Here is an 18202-nt window from a genome sequence, read left to right as displayed (position 1 = left end):
CTTATTTTTTTGCGGCGCGTATTCCGCGCACATAATAATCTATTGTTTCGTCCATATTTCTAAAGTACATCATATTAACTGCTCTATACCCAACTGATGCATTAGAATACTTGTTTGTAAGCTTCTCATGCCGCTGCCGTAATTTTGACTTTAACGATGGAACCCATTTTGGAGACACAAATCCGGAGTAAACGTTTTCTCCGTTTCTTCGCAAAGAATGACGCGCATCTTGTCCTAATGAGTAGTATTGATCTCTATGGAATAATCTCAATTCATCCCACGTCTGTAAGTAGTGTTCGGCGCAGATAATCGCCACGTCAATATCAGATTTTATGTGATATTCGCTTAGGTTTTTATCCGGGTTTAAACTGAATTTCCAGTTTGCCGATCCAACTATGGCGATTAGATAAGCGCCCTGATGATCTTGTCTGATAATATTCAAGTAATTGCTGTAGTCTGCCTCGCTTTTAAAGGCGTGTATTGATTTTTTTAGTATGAGCTCTTCTGCAATTATTTTTGGTGCTTGTGACTTGATAAATTTCTTGAAATCATCGAGGTTCATTTTCATGCGCCATCCTGATGCGCTTTATGTAAACCAATGTTGTTGCCACTACCAATTCATACCATACCTGAGAAATTACTGCGATACGAAATAGCTGCGGAATGAGAGTGTTGCCCAAAACGAAGCCGTCAAGCGCGCCCTCGGCTTCATCAACGATCACAGAAACTATATGAATGCTGAGTGTAGTTTTCCGGAGTGGGCTTTGAGAGATCGAAGGCCAGCGAAGCGCTTGCCATTGCTCCAACGGACCTTCCATTCAACTCACCAGCCCCTGATCTGGTCTGGGATGGCCGGATGTTTGTATTTACCGGTGTCATGTCCTTTGGACCGCGTAAGGAATGTCAGGCGTTAGTTGAGGAGCGAGGCGGTGTGATTGGCGGTGCTGTGAGTAAGAAGGTGCATTACCTAGTGGTCGGCGGCGTGGGTAATGAGCAGTGGCGTCACAGTACGTACGGAACGAAGATTATGAAGGCCGTGGAGCTGCGGGAGGCGGGCTCATCGATTGCCATTCTGGGTGAGGATCATTGGCAGAGGATGTTGTTTGGTTTAGGTCGCGATCTAGGAAGAACAGCTGGTTCTGATCGGCAAATCGTCGGTGGGTTTGACGGCCTCATCGCGAGCAGGCTCGCTCCCACAGTTTGGACGAGCCAGGAACAACAAAGCCCCTGCATTTCTGCAGGGGCTTCGTTTTGTATGGTGCCGGCACCAGGAATCGAACCCGGGACCTACTGATTACAAGTCAGTTGCTCTACCAACTGAGCTATACCGGCGTGTGGGCGACGATTATAGCGATTGGGCGGGTTCTGTAAACCCCTGAATTTTGACTATTTTTGCGCAGGCACGCTTCAGGCGCGGCGTAGCAGGTTGCGTAGTTTGTCCAGGGTACGCCAGGTGCGGCTGTTTTGGATGGCGCGCAGTTGGGCTTCGGCCTGTTCGGCCCGCTGTAGGGCGGCGCGCAGTTGTGGGGCCGGGTCGCTGAGGGGGTGGCTGAATTTGTGGCCTTTGCAGAGCTGGAAACCGTCGAGGTTGCACGGTGGGATGTCGAAGGCGGGTTTGAGGGCCAGGTGTTCTTCGGCGAGGTAGTAGGTGTTGATGCCGTCGAACAGGATGGACTGGTAGCCCGCGCCGGTGACGAGGTGTTCCCAGGTCTGGTCGCGGGCCCAGGGGGTTTCGATGAGGATGATCCAGGGGCGCCAGCGGCTGAAGTCCATGCCACGCAGTACGGTTTCTTCGTGGCCTTCGACGTCGATTTTCAGGAAGTGGATCGGGCGATTCGAGGCGTACTGTTCGCAGATCGAGGCCAGGGTGCGCGATTGGACGGTCTGGGTGCGCACGTCCATGCCGGCGTCGCGGTGTTGTTGGGCGACGTTGGCTTCTACGGTGGACAGGCCCGTGTCGGCGATGGTGTAGAAGGTTAGGCTTTCGGCGTTTTCGCCGGCCACGCATTGCAGGTTGATGTCCCGCGGACGTTCCTGGCTGAGCGCGTCGTAGTAAGCCTGGACCGGCTCGATGTTGATGCCGTGCCAGCCGTGGTCATAAAAAGCCTGGGTGACGGAGTCGTCTGTCGGATGGTTGGCGCCGACGTCGAGGTAGAAGCCGTTTTCCACCGAACGAAGGGCGCGCCACAGGCGTACGTCTTCGAAATTCTGTGCGTAGGAAATGAACGTCACGACCGGTCCTTGAGTGCGTTGGCATTGTGTCGATCAGGGTACGTGGGGCTGTTGTATAGCACGGGCGGGTTAGGCGCAATTACCGGCGCGGGTCAGCACTGAAATCGGCGGTTATGCCGTTTTGCTTGGCCGCTTATGCACAACGGGCAGAATGCTTCGACGGTTGCCCCCAAGTTTCGTGACGACAGTCTCAATTTCGTTGCAAATGCCTGTTTTCATGGTTTTTTATCCATATGAACAAAAAATGACCAGCCTCGAAACAGTCAGGAAATCGCGGATTTCTTGGATCCAGGTTTATTTCATCAACAGAGTTATCCACAGGCTGTTTCGTCTCAGCAACGCTCTGCGAGGAGCATCAGATTTCTCGGGGTCAGTGGCGTCTCGCAGAAGGTGCCGAGGCGTACCTCGTAGCCTTCCTGAGTGAGGAAAAGTGCCCGGTCCAGTACCAGCCAGAGTTCCAGGGGCCGTCGGAAAAGGCTCCGTACCAACTCCAGGTTGCGAACTTCGGCCAAGCGTTGATAACCCGCTGCCTCCAGTGCCACCCAATCAGGCGAGCCGACTGTGGATAAGTTTTTGAGCGCAGCCAGATCAATGCAGTATTGGGCGAAGGATTTCTCCAGCCAGGCGCTGGGTAACGAGGGTGTAGATAGGTAGCTGTCGCTGCCGCGCACTTGCCGTTGCAGCAGATCGAAGCCCAGGCGCCGCGCCATGGATTGGTCCCGTTGTCGTCGTACGCGAGCGCCAGCGGTGACGGTTTCGGTGAGTGGCAGGCCGAGATCGTCCAGTGACAGTTGTAGGGCAGAGCCCTTGGCGGCGTCGGACAACGCTTGGTAACGCTCGGTGCTGATCCGGTTGTAGCAGCATGGTGCGATCGCCAGTTGAGCACAGCCGGCGGCGCTTGCCAAGTGCATCAGTCGTACATGCAGGTCGCCGCAGGCATGCAGCGCCACTGGCGTGTGTTCAGAGTGGATCGCTTGGGTTGTATCTGCTGCCAGTACATCTTGCTGCAAATGCCTGGCTGGTAGCGCGTGGCGAAGGCTCAGTTCTTGGCCGCCGGCAACCAGCGCCGGGTCGTATTCCAGGCAGGTCAGCTGTTGTTCGCCATGCAGCAGGCGCCGACCGAGGTGACCTTTGCCTGCGCACCAGTCCAGCCAGTGAGTCGGTTCACTGGCGAAGTGCAAGCGGCTGGCAAAGGCCTCGATCTGCTGCCATTTGCGCCCAGGGACGTCGACGTTGAGGCGGTGGGCGGGCGCATCCAGCGCGCTGGCTGGCAATTCTGCGACACCACTCAGTACTCGGGAGACGGCTGCCAGTTCGCAGAAGGGAGCGGGGGCGTCCTCGATCAGCCACGGCTGGTGATGGTCGTTTTCCGCAGCCTCCAGCGAGCGCTGGCGTAGCCATTGGGACAATTCCGGGTAGGAGGTTTCCCAGGGTAATTGCAGATGAGTGAAAGGACGCGGCTTCCACAGCGCCTGATGCGCTGTAAGAAAAGCATCCAATGCCGTGAAGCGGGCGAGTAATGCCTCGCCCGTCAGCACGCCATTGTCAGCGCCCTTGGCAGGCATCGACGCGCAACCAGCGCTCCAACTGCTTGAAGCCCTGCACCAGCAGGAACGCCATCAACAGGTAGAACATGCCGGCTGCGAAGAAGATCTCCACCGGCAGGTAGGTCCGGGCAATGATGGTGCGGGCCATGCCGGTCAGTTCCAGCAGGGTCACGGTGCTCGCCAGGGCGCTGGCCTTGAGCATCAGGATCACTTCGTTGCTGTAGGCCGGCAGGCCGATGCGCGCGGCCCGCGGTAGCATGATGTAGAACAGTGCCTTGGGCCGCGACATGCCCAGAGCCCGAGCGGCTTCGATCTCGCCACGGGGGATGGCCTGGATCGCGCCGCGCAGGATCTCGGCGATGTAGGCGGCAGTGTGCAGGGTCATGGTGACCGTGGCACACCAGAACGGGTCTCGCAGGTACGGCCACAGCATGCTGCTGCGCACGGCATCGAACTGCGCCAACCCGTAATAGACCAGGAACAGCTGAACCAATAACGGCGTGCCGCGGAAAAAGAAGATATAGGCGTAGGGCAAAGCCCGCACGTACCACAGCCGTGAAGAGCGGGCGATGCCCAGCGGGATCGCCAGCAACAGGCCGGCAATCACGGCGATGGCGACAAGCTCCAGTGTCAGCGTCGCGCCCTGGGCGAGCTTCGGCAGCCACTTGATGATGACTTCCCAGTTCATTGGGTGCTCCTGATAAAACCGCGGGCGGCGCGCCGTTCCAACAGGTGCATGCCAAGCATGGCGAGGACCGTCAGCCCCAGGTACATGAAGGCGGCGACCATATAGAAAGTGAACGGTTGCTTGGACACGGTCACGCCGATCTGCGCGTGGCGCATGATCTCTTCCAGGCCGATCACCGAGACCAGCGCGGTGTCCTTCATCAGGATCATGAACAGGTTGCCCAGGCCGGGCAGGGCGATGCGCCACATTTGCGGCATGATGAGCTTGGTGAAGATCCGCCACTTCGACAGGCCCAGGGCCACGCCGGCTTCACGGTGGCCCTTGGGAATCGCCAGGATCGCGCCGCGAAACACTTCCGTGGCGTAGGCACCGAAGCACAGGCCCAGGGCGATGACCCCGGCGGCGAAGGCGTCTAGGGCCAGCTCGGGGTTGCCAAAGTACTCGCCCAGGGCGCGCATCAGGTTGACGGTGCCGAAGTAGATCAGCAGCACCCAGAGCAACTCGGGAACACCGCGCACCAGTGTGGAATACGTGCCGCCCAGCCATTGCAGCGGCTTGTACGCAGAGGTCTTGGCCAAGGCGCCGAGCAGGCCGAGCGCCAGCCCGAGGCACAGCGCCGAGAGCGCCAGTTTGACGGTCATCAGCGCGCCGGCAGCGAGCGCCGGGCCGAATCCGTAGAGATCGATCATCATGGGTGTGTGTTCATATCGCGGCAGGCTTTGCTAAGGGCCGACGCTGCGGGCAGCGTCGGCCAGGCACGTCAGCATCAATAGATGTTGAACGGGAAGTACTTGTCGTTGATCTTTTTATAGGTGCCGTCGGCAACGATTTCTTTCAGCGCTGCGTTCAGCCGGTCGCGCAGTGGATCGCCCTTGCGCACGGCGATACCGATCTTGTCGCTTTCCACCACCGGGTCGCCCTTGAATTCGTAGGCGCGGCCGGCATCGGTCTTCAGCCAGTCGTAGTTCACGTACTTATCCGCCAGGATTGCGTCGACGCGGCCGGAGGTCAGGTCCAGGTAGGCGTTTTCCTGGGTGTCGTAGAGCTTGGCAGTGATGTCGCTGCCCAGTTCATCTTCCAGCCAGGTGCCAGCCAGGGTGGCGCGTTGTGCACCGATGACCTTGCCTTTGAGCGAGTCCTTATCGGTTTTGAAGTCGACGTTTTTCGGCGCGATGAACTGCAGTTTGTTGGAGTAGTACGGGTCGGTGAAGTCCACGGCCTGCTTGCGTTCGTCGGTGATCGACAGTGACGAGATCAGGAAGTCGAACTTCTTGGCGTTCAGCGCCGGGATGATGCCGTCCCAGTCGGAGGTGACGACCGTGCATTCGACTTTCATCTTCGCGCACAGGGCATCGCCGATGTCCTTGTCGAAGCCCACGACCTGGCCGCTGGCGTCCTTGTTGTTGAACGGCGGATAGGCGGCTTCGATGCCCATCTTCAGCTTATCGGCGGCCATCGCGTTGGCCGAAAACATCAGGCTGGCAGCTGCGGCCAAAAGAAATTTCTTATGAATCTGCATATGTACTGCTCCGTTAGCGGTTGCTGGACATGAATTGTTTACAGCGTGCCGAAAGCGGGTTCTCGAAGACCTGCTGTGGCGATCCTTGCTCTTCCACCAGGCCCTGATGGAGGAACACCACCTCGCTGGAAACCTGACGGGCGAAACCCATTTCGTGGGTGACCAGCAGCATGGTGCGGCCTTCTTCGGCCAGGGCGCGGATCACACTTAGTACTTCCTGGACCATTTCCGGGTCAAGGGCCGAAGTGGGCTCGTCGAACAGGATCACCTTGGGCTGCATTGCCAGGGTTCGGGCGATGGCGGCGCGTTGCTGTTGACCGCCGGACAGCTCGGCCGGGTAGGCGTGGCGCTTGTCGGCGATGCCGACCTTGGCCAGCAAGGCTTCAGCGACTTCGATGGCTTCGGCTTTGCCCTGGCCGAGCACCCGGCGTGGAGCTTCGATGATGTTGTCGAGCACGCTCATGTGCGGCCAGAGATTAAAGTTTTGAAATACAAAACCGATCTCGCTGCGCATGCGATTGATCTGCTTGCCATCGGCAGCGATGAGCTCACCGTTTTTCGCTGCCTTGAGCTTGAGCGCTTCCCCGGCCACCAGGATCTCGCCCTGGTTGGGGTTTTCCAGCAGATTGATGCAACGCAGGAACGTGGACTTGCCGGAGCCGGAGGAGCCCAGGATCGAGATCACATCGCCATCGCGGGCGGTCAGCGAGACGCCCTTGAGCACCTCCAGCTGGCCGTAGCGTTTGTGCAGGTTGCGGATTTCAAGCGCGGGCGTGGCCTGGGCCATGTGCGGTCCTCATGATATGTGCTCCCTTGCTGTTGGCTGCCTTCCGTGGCGAGGCGGCCAAGCTAGCATGCGTCCGGATGGTCGCCAACAGCGTAACGGGTGGTAAACCGACGATGCGTGGCAGGTTGTCGCATCGGCGCAGCACACTGTCGCGCCATCAACAACCGAACGGCCGTTTGAACCCGGTTTACCGATGAAAATCCCGGGGGAGTTGCGTAAAAAAAGGCGCGATGGTGCCAGCTTTGGGTGGGGGTGGGAAGCGTTAATCGGATGAGCGTGACCGCAATTCGATGACGGTCGGTTGATGCCTGCAGATCGTCCACGCTACATCCGGGCGGCGCACTTCAGATCCCTGGCCTCGCCGCAGAGGTCCAATCCTCGACGCGCAGTCCGGGGACTCTCTCGAATTCTTTCAAATTGTTGGTCACTATTATCAGTCCGCGTGAGCGGGCATGACCTGCGATCATCTGGTCGTAGGGACCGATCGGTTTTCCTGTTTTTGCCAATTCCGCTCGGATCATTCCGGTATGTGCCGCTGCTTCATAACAAAAAGGTAAAACCTCGAGACGCGCACAGAACCCTTCAATCACTCCAAGGTTTTTCTCTGGGGCAGATGACTTTTCTGCGCCATACATCAGCTCCATCAACGTGACAGCGCTGATGCAAAGCTGGCCGTGATGAAGTTTGAAAGCCTCCCTGACGATTTGGGGCTTGTTCTTGATAGTAAAAATACAGATGTTGGTATCGAGCATGAACTTGATCATTAAAACAGCTCGCGCTCCTGATCAGCAGGCTGTTCACGATCCGTCATGAAGTCCGCCGTCACGTTATCTCCATCGAACCAACTGTCCCACGCCTCGCCGGCCGGTGTGATAATGCGCGTTCTGCCGACTGCTATCACATCGACACGTTTCACGTCGTTGGGCATGGCCACTGCTTTGGGAAGCCGGACGGCTTGGCTGCGGTTGCTCATAAAGAGGCTGGTTTGTTCCATCTGCTGTCCTCCCCGTAATCTACGCAAAGAAGCATAGGGCAGGCATGGGATATGTCAACGGGATATGCCGCGTTTCGACGGTGAATTTGCTACTAATCGACAGTGCCAATGAGTCTAAAACCTTGGCACATCACCGCGATCAAAAGAGAACTCATGTGTCGTTCCATAACTGGAGTGCTCGCCATGAAGCGCATCCATTTCTTCATTTTGCCCCTCTTCGTGCTGGGCGCGCTGTTGCTGCCCATCACGCTCAATGCCACTAACCTCGCGCCCATCGACAATGCCGGTGTGCAAGTGCAGCCGCTGCAGCAGAACGGCGTGACCTATCTCTCAGGTGGGATTGGCGAGGATGAAGTCCGTGCTATCGAACAAGCACGGGGCTATAACCTGCACATGACGTTTTCGGTGGGGCCTGAGAACAAATACGTCCCGGATGTGGATGTGACAGTCCAGAATGCGTCGGGGCAATCGATATTGACGCTGGAGGACGCCGGTCCGCTGGTGTATGTGCAACTGCCGCCGGGCAAGTACAAGGTAGTGGCGACGCGCACTGGCGAGGAGCGCCGCGACACCGCTGATGTAGGCAACGGCGCCGCACGTAACCTGGTGTTCCATTGGAACGCTGACCAATAGCCGACCGGCCTATTCGCCGCTGGGTTCTTCCATCGACTGGCGATAACGGTCCAGCGCTTCGCTGAAGTCCTTGATGAACTCCGGGGTGCTTAGCCAGCGCTGCGCCGTCTCGCGGTCCATGTCGTCGGCCCACATGCGGTAGTCCACCAGCATGTCTGCGGCCAGGTTGGTCGCGGCCATGCTTTCGTTCTCGGCGTTCTTCAGGTCCAGCAGGGCCGGGCGTTCGGTGATCATCACGCTCAGGGAGGACAGCAGCGTGTCGAGCAATTCGCTTCGACCGACGGCCTCGGCTTCGCGCAGCTTGGCGAACAGCTCCAGTACGTAGACCGGCGGCTGGGCGGTGGCATAGGCCGGATCGCCGTACATGGGGATGGATTTGCGCCCGGTCATGCGGATCTGCTTGGCTTTGCCTTTGGCGCGCTTGGCGCGTTTTTGCTGTTTGTTCAGTGAGGCCATTGGGCTTCGGTTTCCAATTCGTTAGAAGGGCGGTGCCCGACTCAGCCGATTTTCGGCACGGTAAAGCGGAATTCGCTGCCCATGCCTGGCTGGCTTTCGGCGTGCAGTTTACCGCCATGGGCCTGGACAATCCCTTTGGAAATGTACAAACCCAGCCCGGTGCCGTTCGGGTTGCCTTCCTTGACCGTCCAGTAACGGTCAAAAACGTGTGGCAACTGCTCCGCCGTGATGCCTTCGCCGGTGTCGCGAACGCTGAACACGATCTCATTGCCGACCGACATCGCACTGATGCCGACGCTGCCTAGGCGCGGGGTGAACTTGATGGCATTGCCGATCAGGTTGGAGAGCACCTGAAATAGCCGTTCGGGATCGGCGTTGATATGCAGGTCAGGTTCGGCGTGAAACGACATGTCGATGGCCTTGGCCGTGGCGAGCGGCGACAGCAGCGCGTAGGCGTCTTCGAATATCTGGGCGACGCTCGTCGGCCGCGGATTGATGGTGTAGCGTCCGGCATCGATGCGCGAGGTGTCGAGCAAGTCCTCCAGCAACACGTTCATGCGGCTGGTGGCCTGTTGCATGGTGTCGATGGCCGAGGCGATTCGCTTCGAGCTATGGGAGCCGTCGGAACTGAAGGCCTTCTGCATCATGCCGCAAAGCATGGAAATGACCGTCATCGGACTGCGCAAATCATGGGACACCACCGCGACCAGGTCATCGCGGGCCTGCACGGCCAGGCGCTCCTTGCGTACCTGGCGGGCCAGGTCGTTTTCCAGGGCCGAGCGCCGCAAGTCGTTGGCGGCGAACAGGTCGCCATGGGTCCATTTGGCGCTGATGCCGGCCATTTCGACTTTCCAGATCTCGAAAGAGGTCCGCGGTCGCAGACGCAGGCCGGTCGCGCTGTTCTCCAGATCCAGGGGCTTTTGCGGGTCACCGCTCCATTGAATGGTTTGCTTGACCTCGGGGCGGAACCACAGCACGCCGTTTTCCACCGGCTTGGGCAGGTGAATCGCCAGCACGCCGCTCGCCACGCCCTGATAGGCCTGGGCTGCTGGAAAAACGCTGCTCAGGTTGTGGTGGGAATAGACCGGTTGCCCGGTTTCCAGGATCCATTTGTGCAACTGGCGGATTTGATCCGGTGCTGGACACTGGCCGTAGCGGTGCAGCTTGTTGTCTTCCAGGATCGCGACGCCGCTGGCGCCGGTTAGGTCCAGCAGCCGCTGGGGCTGGTGGGACAGACTGTCGAACACGTTATGGCTGGAGTCGGCCATGGTGCTGGCGAGTATCTGGAGGTTTTCAAGCTTGGCGTCCCGTTGACGAGCCAGCTCCAACGCCTCCATGGCACTGATCTGCAATGACAGTACCTGGCCGATGGTCTGGCACGCCATGCGCATTTCGTGGGGAACGAGCAACGGCTCGCGGTTGCCGCAACTGATCAGACCCCACAGCCGCTCACCTTCCATCAGCGAAATGCTCATGGAAGACAGCACGCCCATATTCTTCATGTATTGGCGGTGGATGGGCGAGACGCTGCGCAGGGTGGAGAAGCTCAGGTCCAGCGGCACCTGAGTGTCGGGCCGCAGCTCGGGGATCAGCGGCACTGGCGCATAGTCGGCATTGGGAATGATCCGCAGCCAGTTGGTGCGGTATAGCTCGCGGGCCTGCTCGGGAATGTCCGACGCCGGAAAGAACAGACCTTTGTACAGCTCCATCGACGGCGCGCTGGCCTCGGCGATCACCTGTCCGTGGCCTTCCTCTTCGAAGCGATAGATCAGCACCCGGTCGTAGCCGGTCATGGCCTGGATTTCCCGTACGCTGATTTCGTACAGCGCCTGGAGAGTTTTCGCACTCTGGAGGCGTTGCAGCATGCGGCCCAGGTTGGCTTCGCCGGTAACGCCTTCGGGACGGTAATCGCTCAGATGTTGTTCAAGCTCGACGATCAGGGCGCCCTGATGGCGATGAACCAGGGCGTCGAACCGCTGGGCGTTCACGACGACTGCCAGGGGCGCCTTGTCGCTTTCCGGGGTGGCGCGACAGGCGACAAGAATGGCCTCGGCCTGTTCCGGACCGAACAGCGCCTCCAGCTTCTGGCCCAACAGCCTGTCGGGATCGTGGCCCATCAACTGCAATACATTGGCGCTGACCTGACGGATCAGGAAGTCGGGCTCCGACAGCATCAACAGCACGCCGTGAGGCTGGATGGCCCCGGGAAAGCGGATCGGCTCGTTTGCGCAATTGGCCAGGAGCTCTTCGAAGGCTTCTTGGTTTTCCGGGTTCATAGCAGGACCTCCTGGCTGTCCAGCCAGTGTTCAAAATAGGTAAACGTCGCCTTCGCGGCACGTGTAACTTCGAGCGTTTGCGCTTCGCCCAGGTTCCTGTCGTCCAGATATTGGAGAAAGTCCTTCCAGCGTCGCCCGGTGAGTTCGCCGTACACATTAAGAAACGCCGCGCCGCTGGAGGCATCCAGCCCCAGTTGCTCGGCCACCCTGCGCCGCAGGACTTGCCCGCCGAGTGTCGCCCCTTCCAGTACGTAGGAAACGCCGAGCGCGGCGGCACGGGAGTCGATCCGTGGCAGCGCCTGGCAAACAGGCAGGGCGTCGATAGTCGCTTCATCCAGCCCCAACGCCTTGAGGTCGTCCCGCAGTACCGGAAGCTTGATCCGCAGCGACTGGTCGAGCCCGGTCGGTATCAGCGCCCGGACGTGCAGCTGTTGCTCCAGCGGCTGGTAAAAACCGTAGTAGGCCGCCATCAAACGCCGGTACAGATCCAGATCCAATTGCTCGGAGAAAAACGGCAGGCGCTTCTCCAAGGCGACGTGCATTTCAGCGGTTTCAGTCCGCAATGCTTGGATCAAGGAAGACAGGGGTGCGGCGGGTGACATGCAGGATAGAGCTCGCTCAGAGGGTTTTTGCCGAAAAAAGCGCATCAATCTTACACAGATTCATCAGGTGGGCTGTTATCGATTATCGAGTTTATCCCTCGAGTCGCCGGGTTTGCCTGCTCAAGGCGTGCCCGTTCACGATCCAATTCCTGGCGCAGCTCTTCTTCAGTGGGAAGCACCAGTTTGTACTCGCTGGCGAACAGTTGCTCGTTACCTTGCAATATGGAGTAACGCACCACTGACTCGTCTTTTAGGGTACAGAGGATGATGCCCACGGTGGGCTTGTCGTCGGGGCCGCGTCTCAAGTCGTCGTAGAGACGCACGTACATGTCCATTTGCCCGATGTCCTGGTGAGTCAGTTCGCCGCGCTTGAGATCGACAATCACAAAGCATTTGAGCAGGTAGTTGTAGAACACCAGGTCGAGATAGAAGTCCTTGCTTTCGGTGCTGATGCGCTGTTGGCGGGCAATGAAGGCAAAGCCCTTGCCCAGCTCAAGGAGGAAGCCTTGTAGTTGGTCGATCAGGGCTTGCTCCAGATCGGTTTCCTGCAGGACGCCGGCATTGGGCAGCCCGAGGAATTCGAGAATCACCGGGTCCCTGACGATGTCTCGTGGGCCAAGATTGAGCGCTTTGATATTGGCGATCGCTTCCTCTTCCACGGCGGGCCGGTCTCGACTGGCCAGCAGGCGTTCATAGTAGAAGGTGCTGATTTGGCGTTCGAGGGCGCGGGTGGACCAGTTCTGGCTGACTACCTCGTTCATGTACCAATGGCGCGCACTGTCATTCTCTACCCGCAAAAGTGTCCGGTAATGGGTCCAGCTCAATTCGGTACGCACTGCGTTCCAAATTGGAAACTTTTGATAAAAATATCGCATGTGGCGCAGGTTACGTTCATCAAATCCCTTCCCAAACCGCGCCGTCAGCACTTTCGCCAGCGTCGGCACCAGTTGCGCGCCATAAGTCGCCCGATCCGCGCCTCCCTGTTCGAATTCGATGATGTGCCGGCCAATCTGCCAGCAAGTCTGTACTTGGAGGGTATCGACGGCGCGCAGGACTTTCTGACGTGCCTGGTGGATCAGTTCACCGAGTTCGTTGATCAGCGGTGCGAGTTTTGGGTCGTCTTGCGGCAGGAGCGGAGTCATCGAAATGGCAGCCGTGATGGTGGGCGGACCCAAAGGATGCTCCAAGGTGTATTTCGATGATGCAGGGCGAAGCTGATTGATTGGGAGGAATCATTGCAAGTTCATGCAGGACCGGGATGAAGGGGGGGCCAGTCAGAAGAACCTGTGTTGTAGGACGTATCCCTGAGGGGCGTCATCCAAAGAGGGGGCTGCTGCGCAGCCCAGCGGGAGCAAGCTCCCTCGCCACGGGATGGGTCTGAGCTTCAGCTGTTCGCCAGGGCTTGGGAGGCGGCGACGTAATCGGCCTGGAATTGTGGGCTCTCGACCCAGTCCAGGGCGGCTTGTTCGTCGACACCGGTGGTCATGCGTCGATATTCGATCAAGGCGGTGAAGATGAAGTCGGTGGCTTCTTCTTCGCCTTCCTGTTCCAGTACCAGGGCCAGCAGTGGGTGCTCCAGGAAAACCGTGCACATGGCTTGCTGGCTGACGTTTTCGGCAGCGCGCATGGCTTGGAAAAGGTCTGACAGATCCACCGTCTCCAGATCGATGCGCTCATCGTTCGGGTCGAGAAAGTCATTCGGCGCAGCGGCGCGTTGGATCCGGTTGTTCTTGGCTTTCGCCTTGGCGCGCTGGTTTCGTTTTTGCTGTTTGTTTGCCGAGGACATGGCCAGGACCCTGAGGTAAAAAATAGGCGATCTATCCTACAGCTTCACACCAGGCGCTTCGAATCTCAATCCACCACGAACAGGGTGGCGCCTACCGAAGTGGACGATCGATGAGGCTCGGCATGGTCGGCCACCTGATAGCTCATGCCGGGCTTGAGCACGAACTGGCGTCCGTCCTCCAGTTCGGTATTCAGCTCGCCCGTCAGGCAAAACAGAATGTGCCCTTTGACGCACCAGTGGTCGGCCAGATAACCGGCTGTATATTCCACCATCCGTACCCGGATGTTCCCGAACTGCCGGGTGCGCCAATAGGCGGTGCCGGTGACGCCCTTGTGTTCGGTGGGCTCGATGGTTGACCAGTCGGTGGTGCCGAAGGGAAGGTTGGTGATGTCCATGTCGACTCTTTGAGGGAAGGCTGCAACGGATGAATGTAGCCGAGTCGATGGGGCTCAAGAAACTCCAGCCAATAAAAAACCCCGATCAATTGCTTGATCGGGGTTTTCGGTATTTGGTGCCCAGAGACGGAATCGAACCGCCGACACGGGGATTTTCAATCCCCTGCTCTACCGACTGAGCTATCTGGGCAACGGGGCGCATTAAACGGGTTTTTCGGGGGGGCGTCAAGCACGTTATCAAAAAATATTTAATTATTACCGTCGCTTACGTTCCGCCCCCGCTCTGGAGAGCTTATTCGGACGGCGGCACGTAGCCTTCGGCCTTGGCGTAATCTTCGCCGGAAAAGAACTTTTCCATCTCGCCCTGAAGGTATTTGCGATCTTCGGCGTTCATCATGTTCAGGCGTTTTTCGTTGATCAGCAGGGTCTGGTGTTTCTGCCAGTCGCCCCAGGCCTTGGCCGAAACATTGTCGTAGATGTCCTGGCCCTTGGCGCCCGGGAAAGGCAAGCGTTCCAGGCCTTCGAGTTCTTCTTTGTACTTGCGGCACATGATGGTGCGGGTCATTGCAACTCTCCTGCGTTCAATACGGCGGCCGCGCGTTCGAGCAAGGTTTTGACCGGAGCGGCAAGGCCCAGGCGCGGCGGGGTGGCGAGGTTATACCAGAGCCAGTCGGCCTCGGCCACGTGATGGCCGGTTTCTCGGACCTGGACCAGCCAGGGTTCGATGGCCAGTTGGAAATGGCTGAAGGTGTGCACCAGGCTTGGCATTTCCTGTTGTTTGCCCAACTCCAGGGAATGTTGCAAGGCCAGGTGCTGCAAGTCATCGAGGTCATCGAGTTCCGGCAGGCTCCACAGCCCGCCCCAGAGCCCGGTGGACGGGCGGCGGTAAAGCAGAATCGCGCCCTCACGGTTGGCCAGCATTGGCATCAAGGTGCGTTTTTTCGGCACGTCTTTGCGGGGCTTGGGAATCGGGTAGCGGGTTTCCAGGCCCAGCAGGTGCGCTTCGCAGCCCGCTCTCAACGGGCAGAGCAGGCAGCTGGGCTTGCTCCGAGTGCAGAGCGTGGCGCCCAGGTCCATCATCGCTTGGGTGTAAGCGTTGACCCGGTCCTGCGGGGTGAAGCGCTCGGCGGTGGCCCACAGCTGCTTCGCCACCTTGGGTTCGCCCGGATAGCCTTCCTGGGCGGTAAAGCGCGCCAGGACCCGCTTGACGTTGCCGTCGAGGATAGGCGCCCGCAGGCCCATGCTGATGCTGGCGATGGCGCCGGCAGTGGACAGGCCGATGCCGGGCAGCTCGGTCAGTTTTTCCACATCCCGGGGAAATTCTCCGCCGTAGTGCTCAACGACGATCTGCGCGGTTTTCTGCAGGTTGCGCGCGCGGGTGTAGTAGCCCAACCCGGTCCACAGGTGCAGTACCTCGTCCTCCGGGGCGGCAGCCAGGGCCTGGACGGTCGGCAGCGCACTCATGAAACGATCGAAGTAATTGAGCACGGTGCTGACCTGGGTCTGCTGCAACATGATCTCGGAGACCCACACCCGGTATGGGGTAATGTCTTGCTGCCAAGGCAGGTTATGCCGGCCATGGCGGTCGAACCAATCCAGGACGGCGGCGGAAAACTGCTCGGCTCTCATCGCTTGAACAGCCCCTTGAGCGCGTCTTTAAGCTCGGGGCTGACCTTGTCGCCGAGCTTTTCATCGATCTTGTCACTGAGGCGCTCGCCAGCCAGCTTCGCCGCGACCTTGCCCATCCCTTCGTTATCCAGGCGGCAGGCCTTGGCGCCCAGCTCCAACGGGCCGCGGCAGCGCAACGGCCATTCGATGTCGACGTAGCGTTCGTTGACCTGGCAGGCCGGGTCAGGCATGTCGCTCTTGTCGCCCTCGACGATGATGCCGACGCGGTAGTCCATGCCCAGCACCCGCAGGTCGATGTCGCCGTTGCCATTGACCGTCATGCCGGGGATACGGACTTTCAGGTCCGGGTTGTTGGCAACGCCATTGTGGAACGTGAGGTTGCCGTTGAGTTGCTGGAACGGCGTGTCCCTGCCCCGGGGTTCGCCGCTCAGCGTCTTGCGATTGAGCGTGGCGATGCCTTTGCACAGTTGCTGTTCGAGATTGGCATTGAGCAGCACGCCATCGTTGATGACAAACCCGGCGTTGCCGTTGAGGCTGTCGATCAAAGCCTTCTGGCTGTTGCCGTTGGCGGTCACCGCGCTGTTGAGCGTGACCAGCCCTTTGACCGGCGGGTTCTTGCCCTGGCTTTCGATGATCTTCTCCGCTGGCACGCGGTTGATGCGGGTTTGCAGGTTCAACTGTGGCGTAGCCTGGCGCACGTCCAGGGTGCCCTTGGCTTCGAAGTTGCCGCTGTACAGATCGCCCCGCAGGTTTTCCAGGGTCAGCAGGCCACCCAGGCCTGTGGCCTTGAGCGCAGCGTTCTGGATCGGCAGTTTATCCAGGATCAATTGACCGAAGTTCAGGTCGGCGTCCAGGTCCAGCTTGCTCAGGCGTTCCACGGGAAACAGCCGGTCATTGCTCCACGCGCCTTGGGTTGGCGCGTTCGGCAGCGGTGTAGTACCGGCCCCGGCCATGGCACTGGCTTCGGTGTTGCTGACCTCGGCTTCGCGGGCGGCCTTGGAGCTGTCGGCTTCGGCGGACTTGGGCGGCAGGTAGCGGTCGACATTGAAGGTGTCGACCTTGAGCTGCGCACGCAAGGACTGCTTGGCGAAGTCTTCGACGGCAATACGACCGCTGAACGTGCTGTCATCGACTTTCAGGTTGATGTCGTTGAGCTCGATACTCGACGGTGTACCGGCAATACGGCTGGCCAGCTCGACCTTGCTCAGGCTGCCTTCGCCCATGGCCGGCAGTTTCTGGCCGATGCTGTCGACGAAGTTCGCCAGGTCGAACTGGGCGATCGACACGCCGCCGCTCAACTGCGGCGTCTTGTCGAGATCATTGACCTTCAGTTCGCCCAGGGCCCGCAGTTGGTTGAATGACAGTTTGATACCGGTCCATTCGGCAACGTTCGCGGCTTTGTCCAGGAGCAGCTGGCCTTGGGCGGCGAAGTTCACCGACTTGCCCTGCAGCGGGTCGCCCGTGGCTTCGCCGGCCAGCTTCAGGTCTTCGAACTTGTAGCGCTGCAAGGCGCGTTCATAGCGCAGTTCACCGGTGACTTCGGTGCGCACGCGCAGTGCCGGCTGATTGCTGGACAGGAATGCCGTGAGCGTGACCGGAATGTTGGTGGAGTCATGGACCGGGCCGGTGCTCAACTGGATGCTTTCGGCGGTGAATACCTTGCCGGTCCGCTCGTCGGTGTATTCGACCCGGGCGTTGTTGACGGTGAGGCTGTCGATGTCCAGGCGGGTCGGCTGGGTCGGTTTTTCCGCCGGGGCGCTGGCGGGCTGAGTCGATGTTTCGGCCGTCGCCGGCGTGTTCGCGGTTGTCGCCGGGGCCGGCACCTTGCCGATATCTTCCCAGTTGCCGTGGCCGTTCTTGTCGTGGGTGAGGCGCAGATTCAGGCCCTCGACGCGCACATCGCTCATCTGCACTTGCTTGCGCAGCAACGGAATCACACGCACCGACAGACCCAGCATCTGCAGATCGGCGAAGGGTTGGGTCGGGTTGGCCAGGGTCGCCACACTGGCATCGTGCAATTCCAGGCCCAGCCAGGGGAACAGGCTCCAGCCGATATCGCCATTGAGGGTCAGCTCGATGTGGGCCTTGTCGCGGGCTATCTGGCGGATCTCTTCCTTGTAGTCGTTGGGATCGAAGAGGTGGGTCAGGGCAAAGCCCAGGGCCACAATGATCAGCAACAGCCCGAGAAGTACCAGACCCAGGATTTTGCCGAACGCTTTCATGGGCGAATCCTTGTAGGTTGAGTTCAAAAATCAGCCTGGGAGTATAACGCCCCGAATTGTTGGCGCGTTGGTTGATCGTTCCTTCCCGCTGATGCAAGTCAGCGCAGCACCTTGTGGCGAGGGAGCTTGCTCCCGCTGGAGTGCGCAGCGCTCACCCAAAAATGGGGCTGCTACGCAACCCAGCGGGAGCAAGCGCCCTCGCCACAGGAACTGCGGGGGCTTCAGGTCCAGGCTGGGCATATGAGTGCCGGAAAAATAAACGGTTCACGCCCTACAGAAAGCGAGCAATGGCGCGATAAGACGGGTGACATGAAAAAGGTGATATCACTTTGGTTTTTCTGTCACGAGCAAATGGTAACCTTTACCAGTTCGTCCATCCTGCTGCGGCTTGATGTCGCATCAACATGGAGCTTCACCAGAAAATACAGCCGCCTGC

At 59.1% G+C, this 18202-nt stretch carries 20 protein-coding genes, 2 tRNA genes and 1 pseudogene; 2 read left to right on the top strand and 21 right to left on the bottom strand.

Features of this window, described 5'->3' with window-relative positions:
- Window position 1: 1 nt before the first annotated feature.
- Both ACLEJQ_RS16830 and ACLEJQ_RS16825 read right to left on the bottom strand, forming a co-directional pair.
- Window positions 2-568 carry a hypothetical protein gene (locus ACLEJQ_RS16830; protein ID WP_440796669.1) on the bottom strand — a complete coding sequence of 189 codons (567 nt, stop codon included), beginning with the start codon at window positions 566-568 and terminating at the stop codon, window positions 2-4.
- A complete protein-coding gene (locus tag ACLEJQ_RS16825; RefSeq protein ID WP_440796668.1) occupies window positions 549-818 on the bottom strand; it encodes a hypothetical protein in 270 nt (89 codons plus the stop codon). The genes ACLEJQ_RS16830 and ACLEJQ_RS16825 overlap by 20 nt, the downstream gene beginning before the upstream one ends.
- On the opposite strand from ACLEJQ_RS16825, the pseudogene ACLEJQ_RS16820 reads away from it, so the two are divergent.
- Window positions 749-1108: pseudogene (locus tag ACLEJQ_RS16820) on the top strand (BRCT domain-containing protein); the annotation flags it as partial. The gene ACLEJQ_RS16825 and the pseudogene ACLEJQ_RS16820 sit on opposite strands and share 70 nt — an antisense overlap.
- Window positions 1109-1256: 148 nt before the next feature.
- On the opposite strand, the gene ACLEJQ_RS16815 reads toward ACLEJQ_RS16820, so the two are convergent.
- The 9 genes from ACLEJQ_RS16815 to vapB form a co-directional block, all read right to left on the bottom strand.
- A tRNA-Thr gene (locus tag ACLEJQ_RS16815) sits at window positions 1257-1332 on the bottom strand.
- A 75-nt stretch (window positions 1333-1407) separates the two neighbouring features.
- Window positions 1408-2232: an FkbM family methyltransferase gene (locus ACLEJQ_RS16810; RefSeq protein WP_440796667.1), complete on the bottom strand. Its 825-nt coding sequence runs from the start codon at window positions 2230-2232 to the stop codon at window positions 1408-1410.
- 332 nt (window positions 2233-2564) lie between these two features.
- Complete coding sequence (locus ACLEJQ_RS16805) at window positions 2565-3797, bottom strand: methyltransferase (protein WP_440796666.1); 1233 nt, start codon at window positions 3795-3797, stop codon at window positions 2565-2567.
- Window positions 3778-4467 carry an ABC transporter permease gene (locus ACLEJQ_RS16800; RefSeq protein WP_440796665.1) on the bottom strand — a complete coding sequence of 230 codons (690 nt, stop codon included), beginning with the start codon at window positions 4465-4467 and terminating at the stop codon, window positions 3778-3780. Before ACLEJQ_RS16800 ends, ACLEJQ_RS16805 begins: the two co-directional genes overlap by 20 nt.
- A complete protein-coding gene (locus ACLEJQ_RS16795) occupies window positions 4464-5159 on the bottom strand; it encodes an ABC transporter permease (protein ID WP_440796664.1) in 696 nt (231 codons plus the stop codon). The genes ACLEJQ_RS16800 and ACLEJQ_RS16795 overlap by 4 nt, the downstream gene beginning before the upstream one ends.
- A 74-nt stretch (window positions 5160-5233) precedes the next feature.
- On the bottom strand, window positions 5234-5986 hold the full coding sequence (locus ACLEJQ_RS16790; RefSeq protein ID WP_440796663.1) for an ABC transporter substrate-binding protein: 753 nt from the start codon (window positions 5984-5986) through the stop codon (window positions 5234-5236).
- A gap of 13 nt (window positions 5987-5999) precedes the next feature.
- Complete coding sequence (locus tag ACLEJQ_RS16785; protein ID WP_440796662.1) at window positions 6000-6773, bottom strand: ABC transporter ATP-binding protein; 774 nt, start codon at window positions 6771-6773, stop codon at window positions 6000-6002.
- 344 nt (window positions 6774-7117) lie between these two features.
- Window positions 7118-7537 (bottom strand): type II toxin-antitoxin system tRNA(fMet)-specific endonuclease VapC, encoded by a 420-nt coding sequence (vapC, locus tag ACLEJQ_RS16780; protein ID WP_440796661.1) that lies wholly within the window; start codon window positions 7535-7537, stop codon window positions 7118-7120.
- Complete coding sequence (gene vapB, locus ACLEJQ_RS16775) at window positions 7537-7767, bottom strand: type II toxin-antitoxin system VapB family antitoxin (RefSeq protein WP_440796660.1); 231 nt, start codon at window positions 7765-7767, stop codon at window positions 7537-7539. Before vapB ends, vapC begins: the two co-directional genes overlap by 1 nt.
- A gap of 183 nt (window positions 7768-7950) precedes the next feature.
- On the opposite strand from vapB, the gene ACLEJQ_RS16770 reads away from it, so the two are divergent.
- Window positions 7951-8400, top strand: coding sequence for a carboxypeptidase regulatory-like domain-containing protein (locus tag ACLEJQ_RS16770; protein ID WP_440796659.1), 450 nt, complete (start codon window positions 7951-7953; stop codon window positions 8398-8400).
- 9 nt (window positions 8401-8409) lie between these two features.
- On the opposite strand, the gene ACLEJQ_RS16765 is transcribed toward ACLEJQ_RS16770, so the two are convergent.
- The 10 genes from ACLEJQ_RS16765 to ACLEJQ_RS16720 form a co-directional block, all read right to left on the bottom strand.
- Entirely contained in the window at window positions 8410-8856 is a 447-nt protein-coding gene (locus ACLEJQ_RS16765) for a hypothetical protein (RefSeq protein ID WP_440796658.1), read from the bottom strand.
- Window positions 8857-8897: 41 nt separating this feature from the next.
- Entirely contained in the window at window positions 8898-11132 is a 2235-nt protein-coding gene (locus tag ACLEJQ_RS16760) for an ATP-binding protein (protein ID WP_440796657.1), read from the bottom strand.
- The gene (locus ACLEJQ_RS16755; RefSeq protein WP_440796656.1) at window positions 11129-11734 is read right to left on the bottom strand and encodes a biliverdin-producing heme oxygenase; all 606 of its coding nucleotides are present in this window, start codon (window positions 11732-11734) and stop codon (window positions 11129-11131) included. The genes ACLEJQ_RS16760 and ACLEJQ_RS16755 overlap by 4 nt, the downstream gene beginning before the upstream one ends.
- A gap of 50 nt (window positions 11735-11784) precedes the next feature.
- Entirely contained in the window at window positions 11785-12876 is a 1092-nt protein-coding gene (locus tag ACLEJQ_RS16750) for a PDDEXK nuclease domain-containing protein (RefSeq protein ID WP_440796842.1), read from the bottom strand.
- A gap of 242 nt (window positions 12877-13118) precedes the next feature.
- A complete protein-coding gene (locus ACLEJQ_RS16745; RefSeq protein ID WP_440796655.1) occupies window positions 13119-13520 on the bottom strand; it encodes a hypothetical protein in 402 nt (133 codons plus the stop codon).
- Between the two features lie 65 nt (window positions 13521-13585).
- Window positions 13586-13915, bottom strand: a complete 330-nt coding sequence (locus ACLEJQ_RS16740) for a DHCW motif cupin fold protein (RefSeq protein WP_440796654.1) — start codon at window positions 13913-13915, stop codon at window positions 13586-13588.
- Between the two features lie 114 nt (window positions 13916-14029).
- Window positions 14030-14105 (bottom strand) — tRNA-Phe (locus ACLEJQ_RS16735).
- 102 nt (window positions 14106-14207) lie between these two features.
- Window positions 14208-14480 (bottom strand): oxidative damage protection protein, encoded by a 273-nt coding sequence (locus tag ACLEJQ_RS16730; protein ID WP_440796653.1) that lies wholly within the window; start codon window positions 14478-14480, stop codon window positions 14208-14210.
- Window positions 14477-15544 (bottom strand): A/G-specific adenine glycosylase, encoded by a 1068-nt coding sequence (gene mutY / locus ACLEJQ_RS16725; RefSeq protein WP_440796652.1) that lies wholly within the window; start codon window positions 15542-15544, stop codon window positions 14477-14479. Before mutY ends, ACLEJQ_RS16730 begins: the two co-directional genes overlap by 4 nt.
- Window positions 15541-17766 (bottom strand): AsmA family protein, encoded by a 2226-nt coding sequence (locus ACLEJQ_RS16720; RefSeq protein ID WP_440796651.1) that lies wholly within the window; start codon window positions 17764-17766, stop codon window positions 15541-15543. Before ACLEJQ_RS16720 ends, mutY begins: the two co-directional genes overlap by 4 nt.
- Between the last annotated feature and the right edge of the window lie 436 nt (window positions 17767-18202).

It is taken from the genome of Pseudomonas sp. SMV71 (assembly GCF_052042015.1).
Classification (GTDB): Bacteria; Pseudomonadota; Gammaproteobacteria; order Pseudomonadales; family Pseudomonadaceae; genus Aquipseudomonas.
The sequence above is the reverse complement of the archived record's forward strand: the minus strand, read 5'-3'. Positions and strand labels throughout refer to the sequence as shown.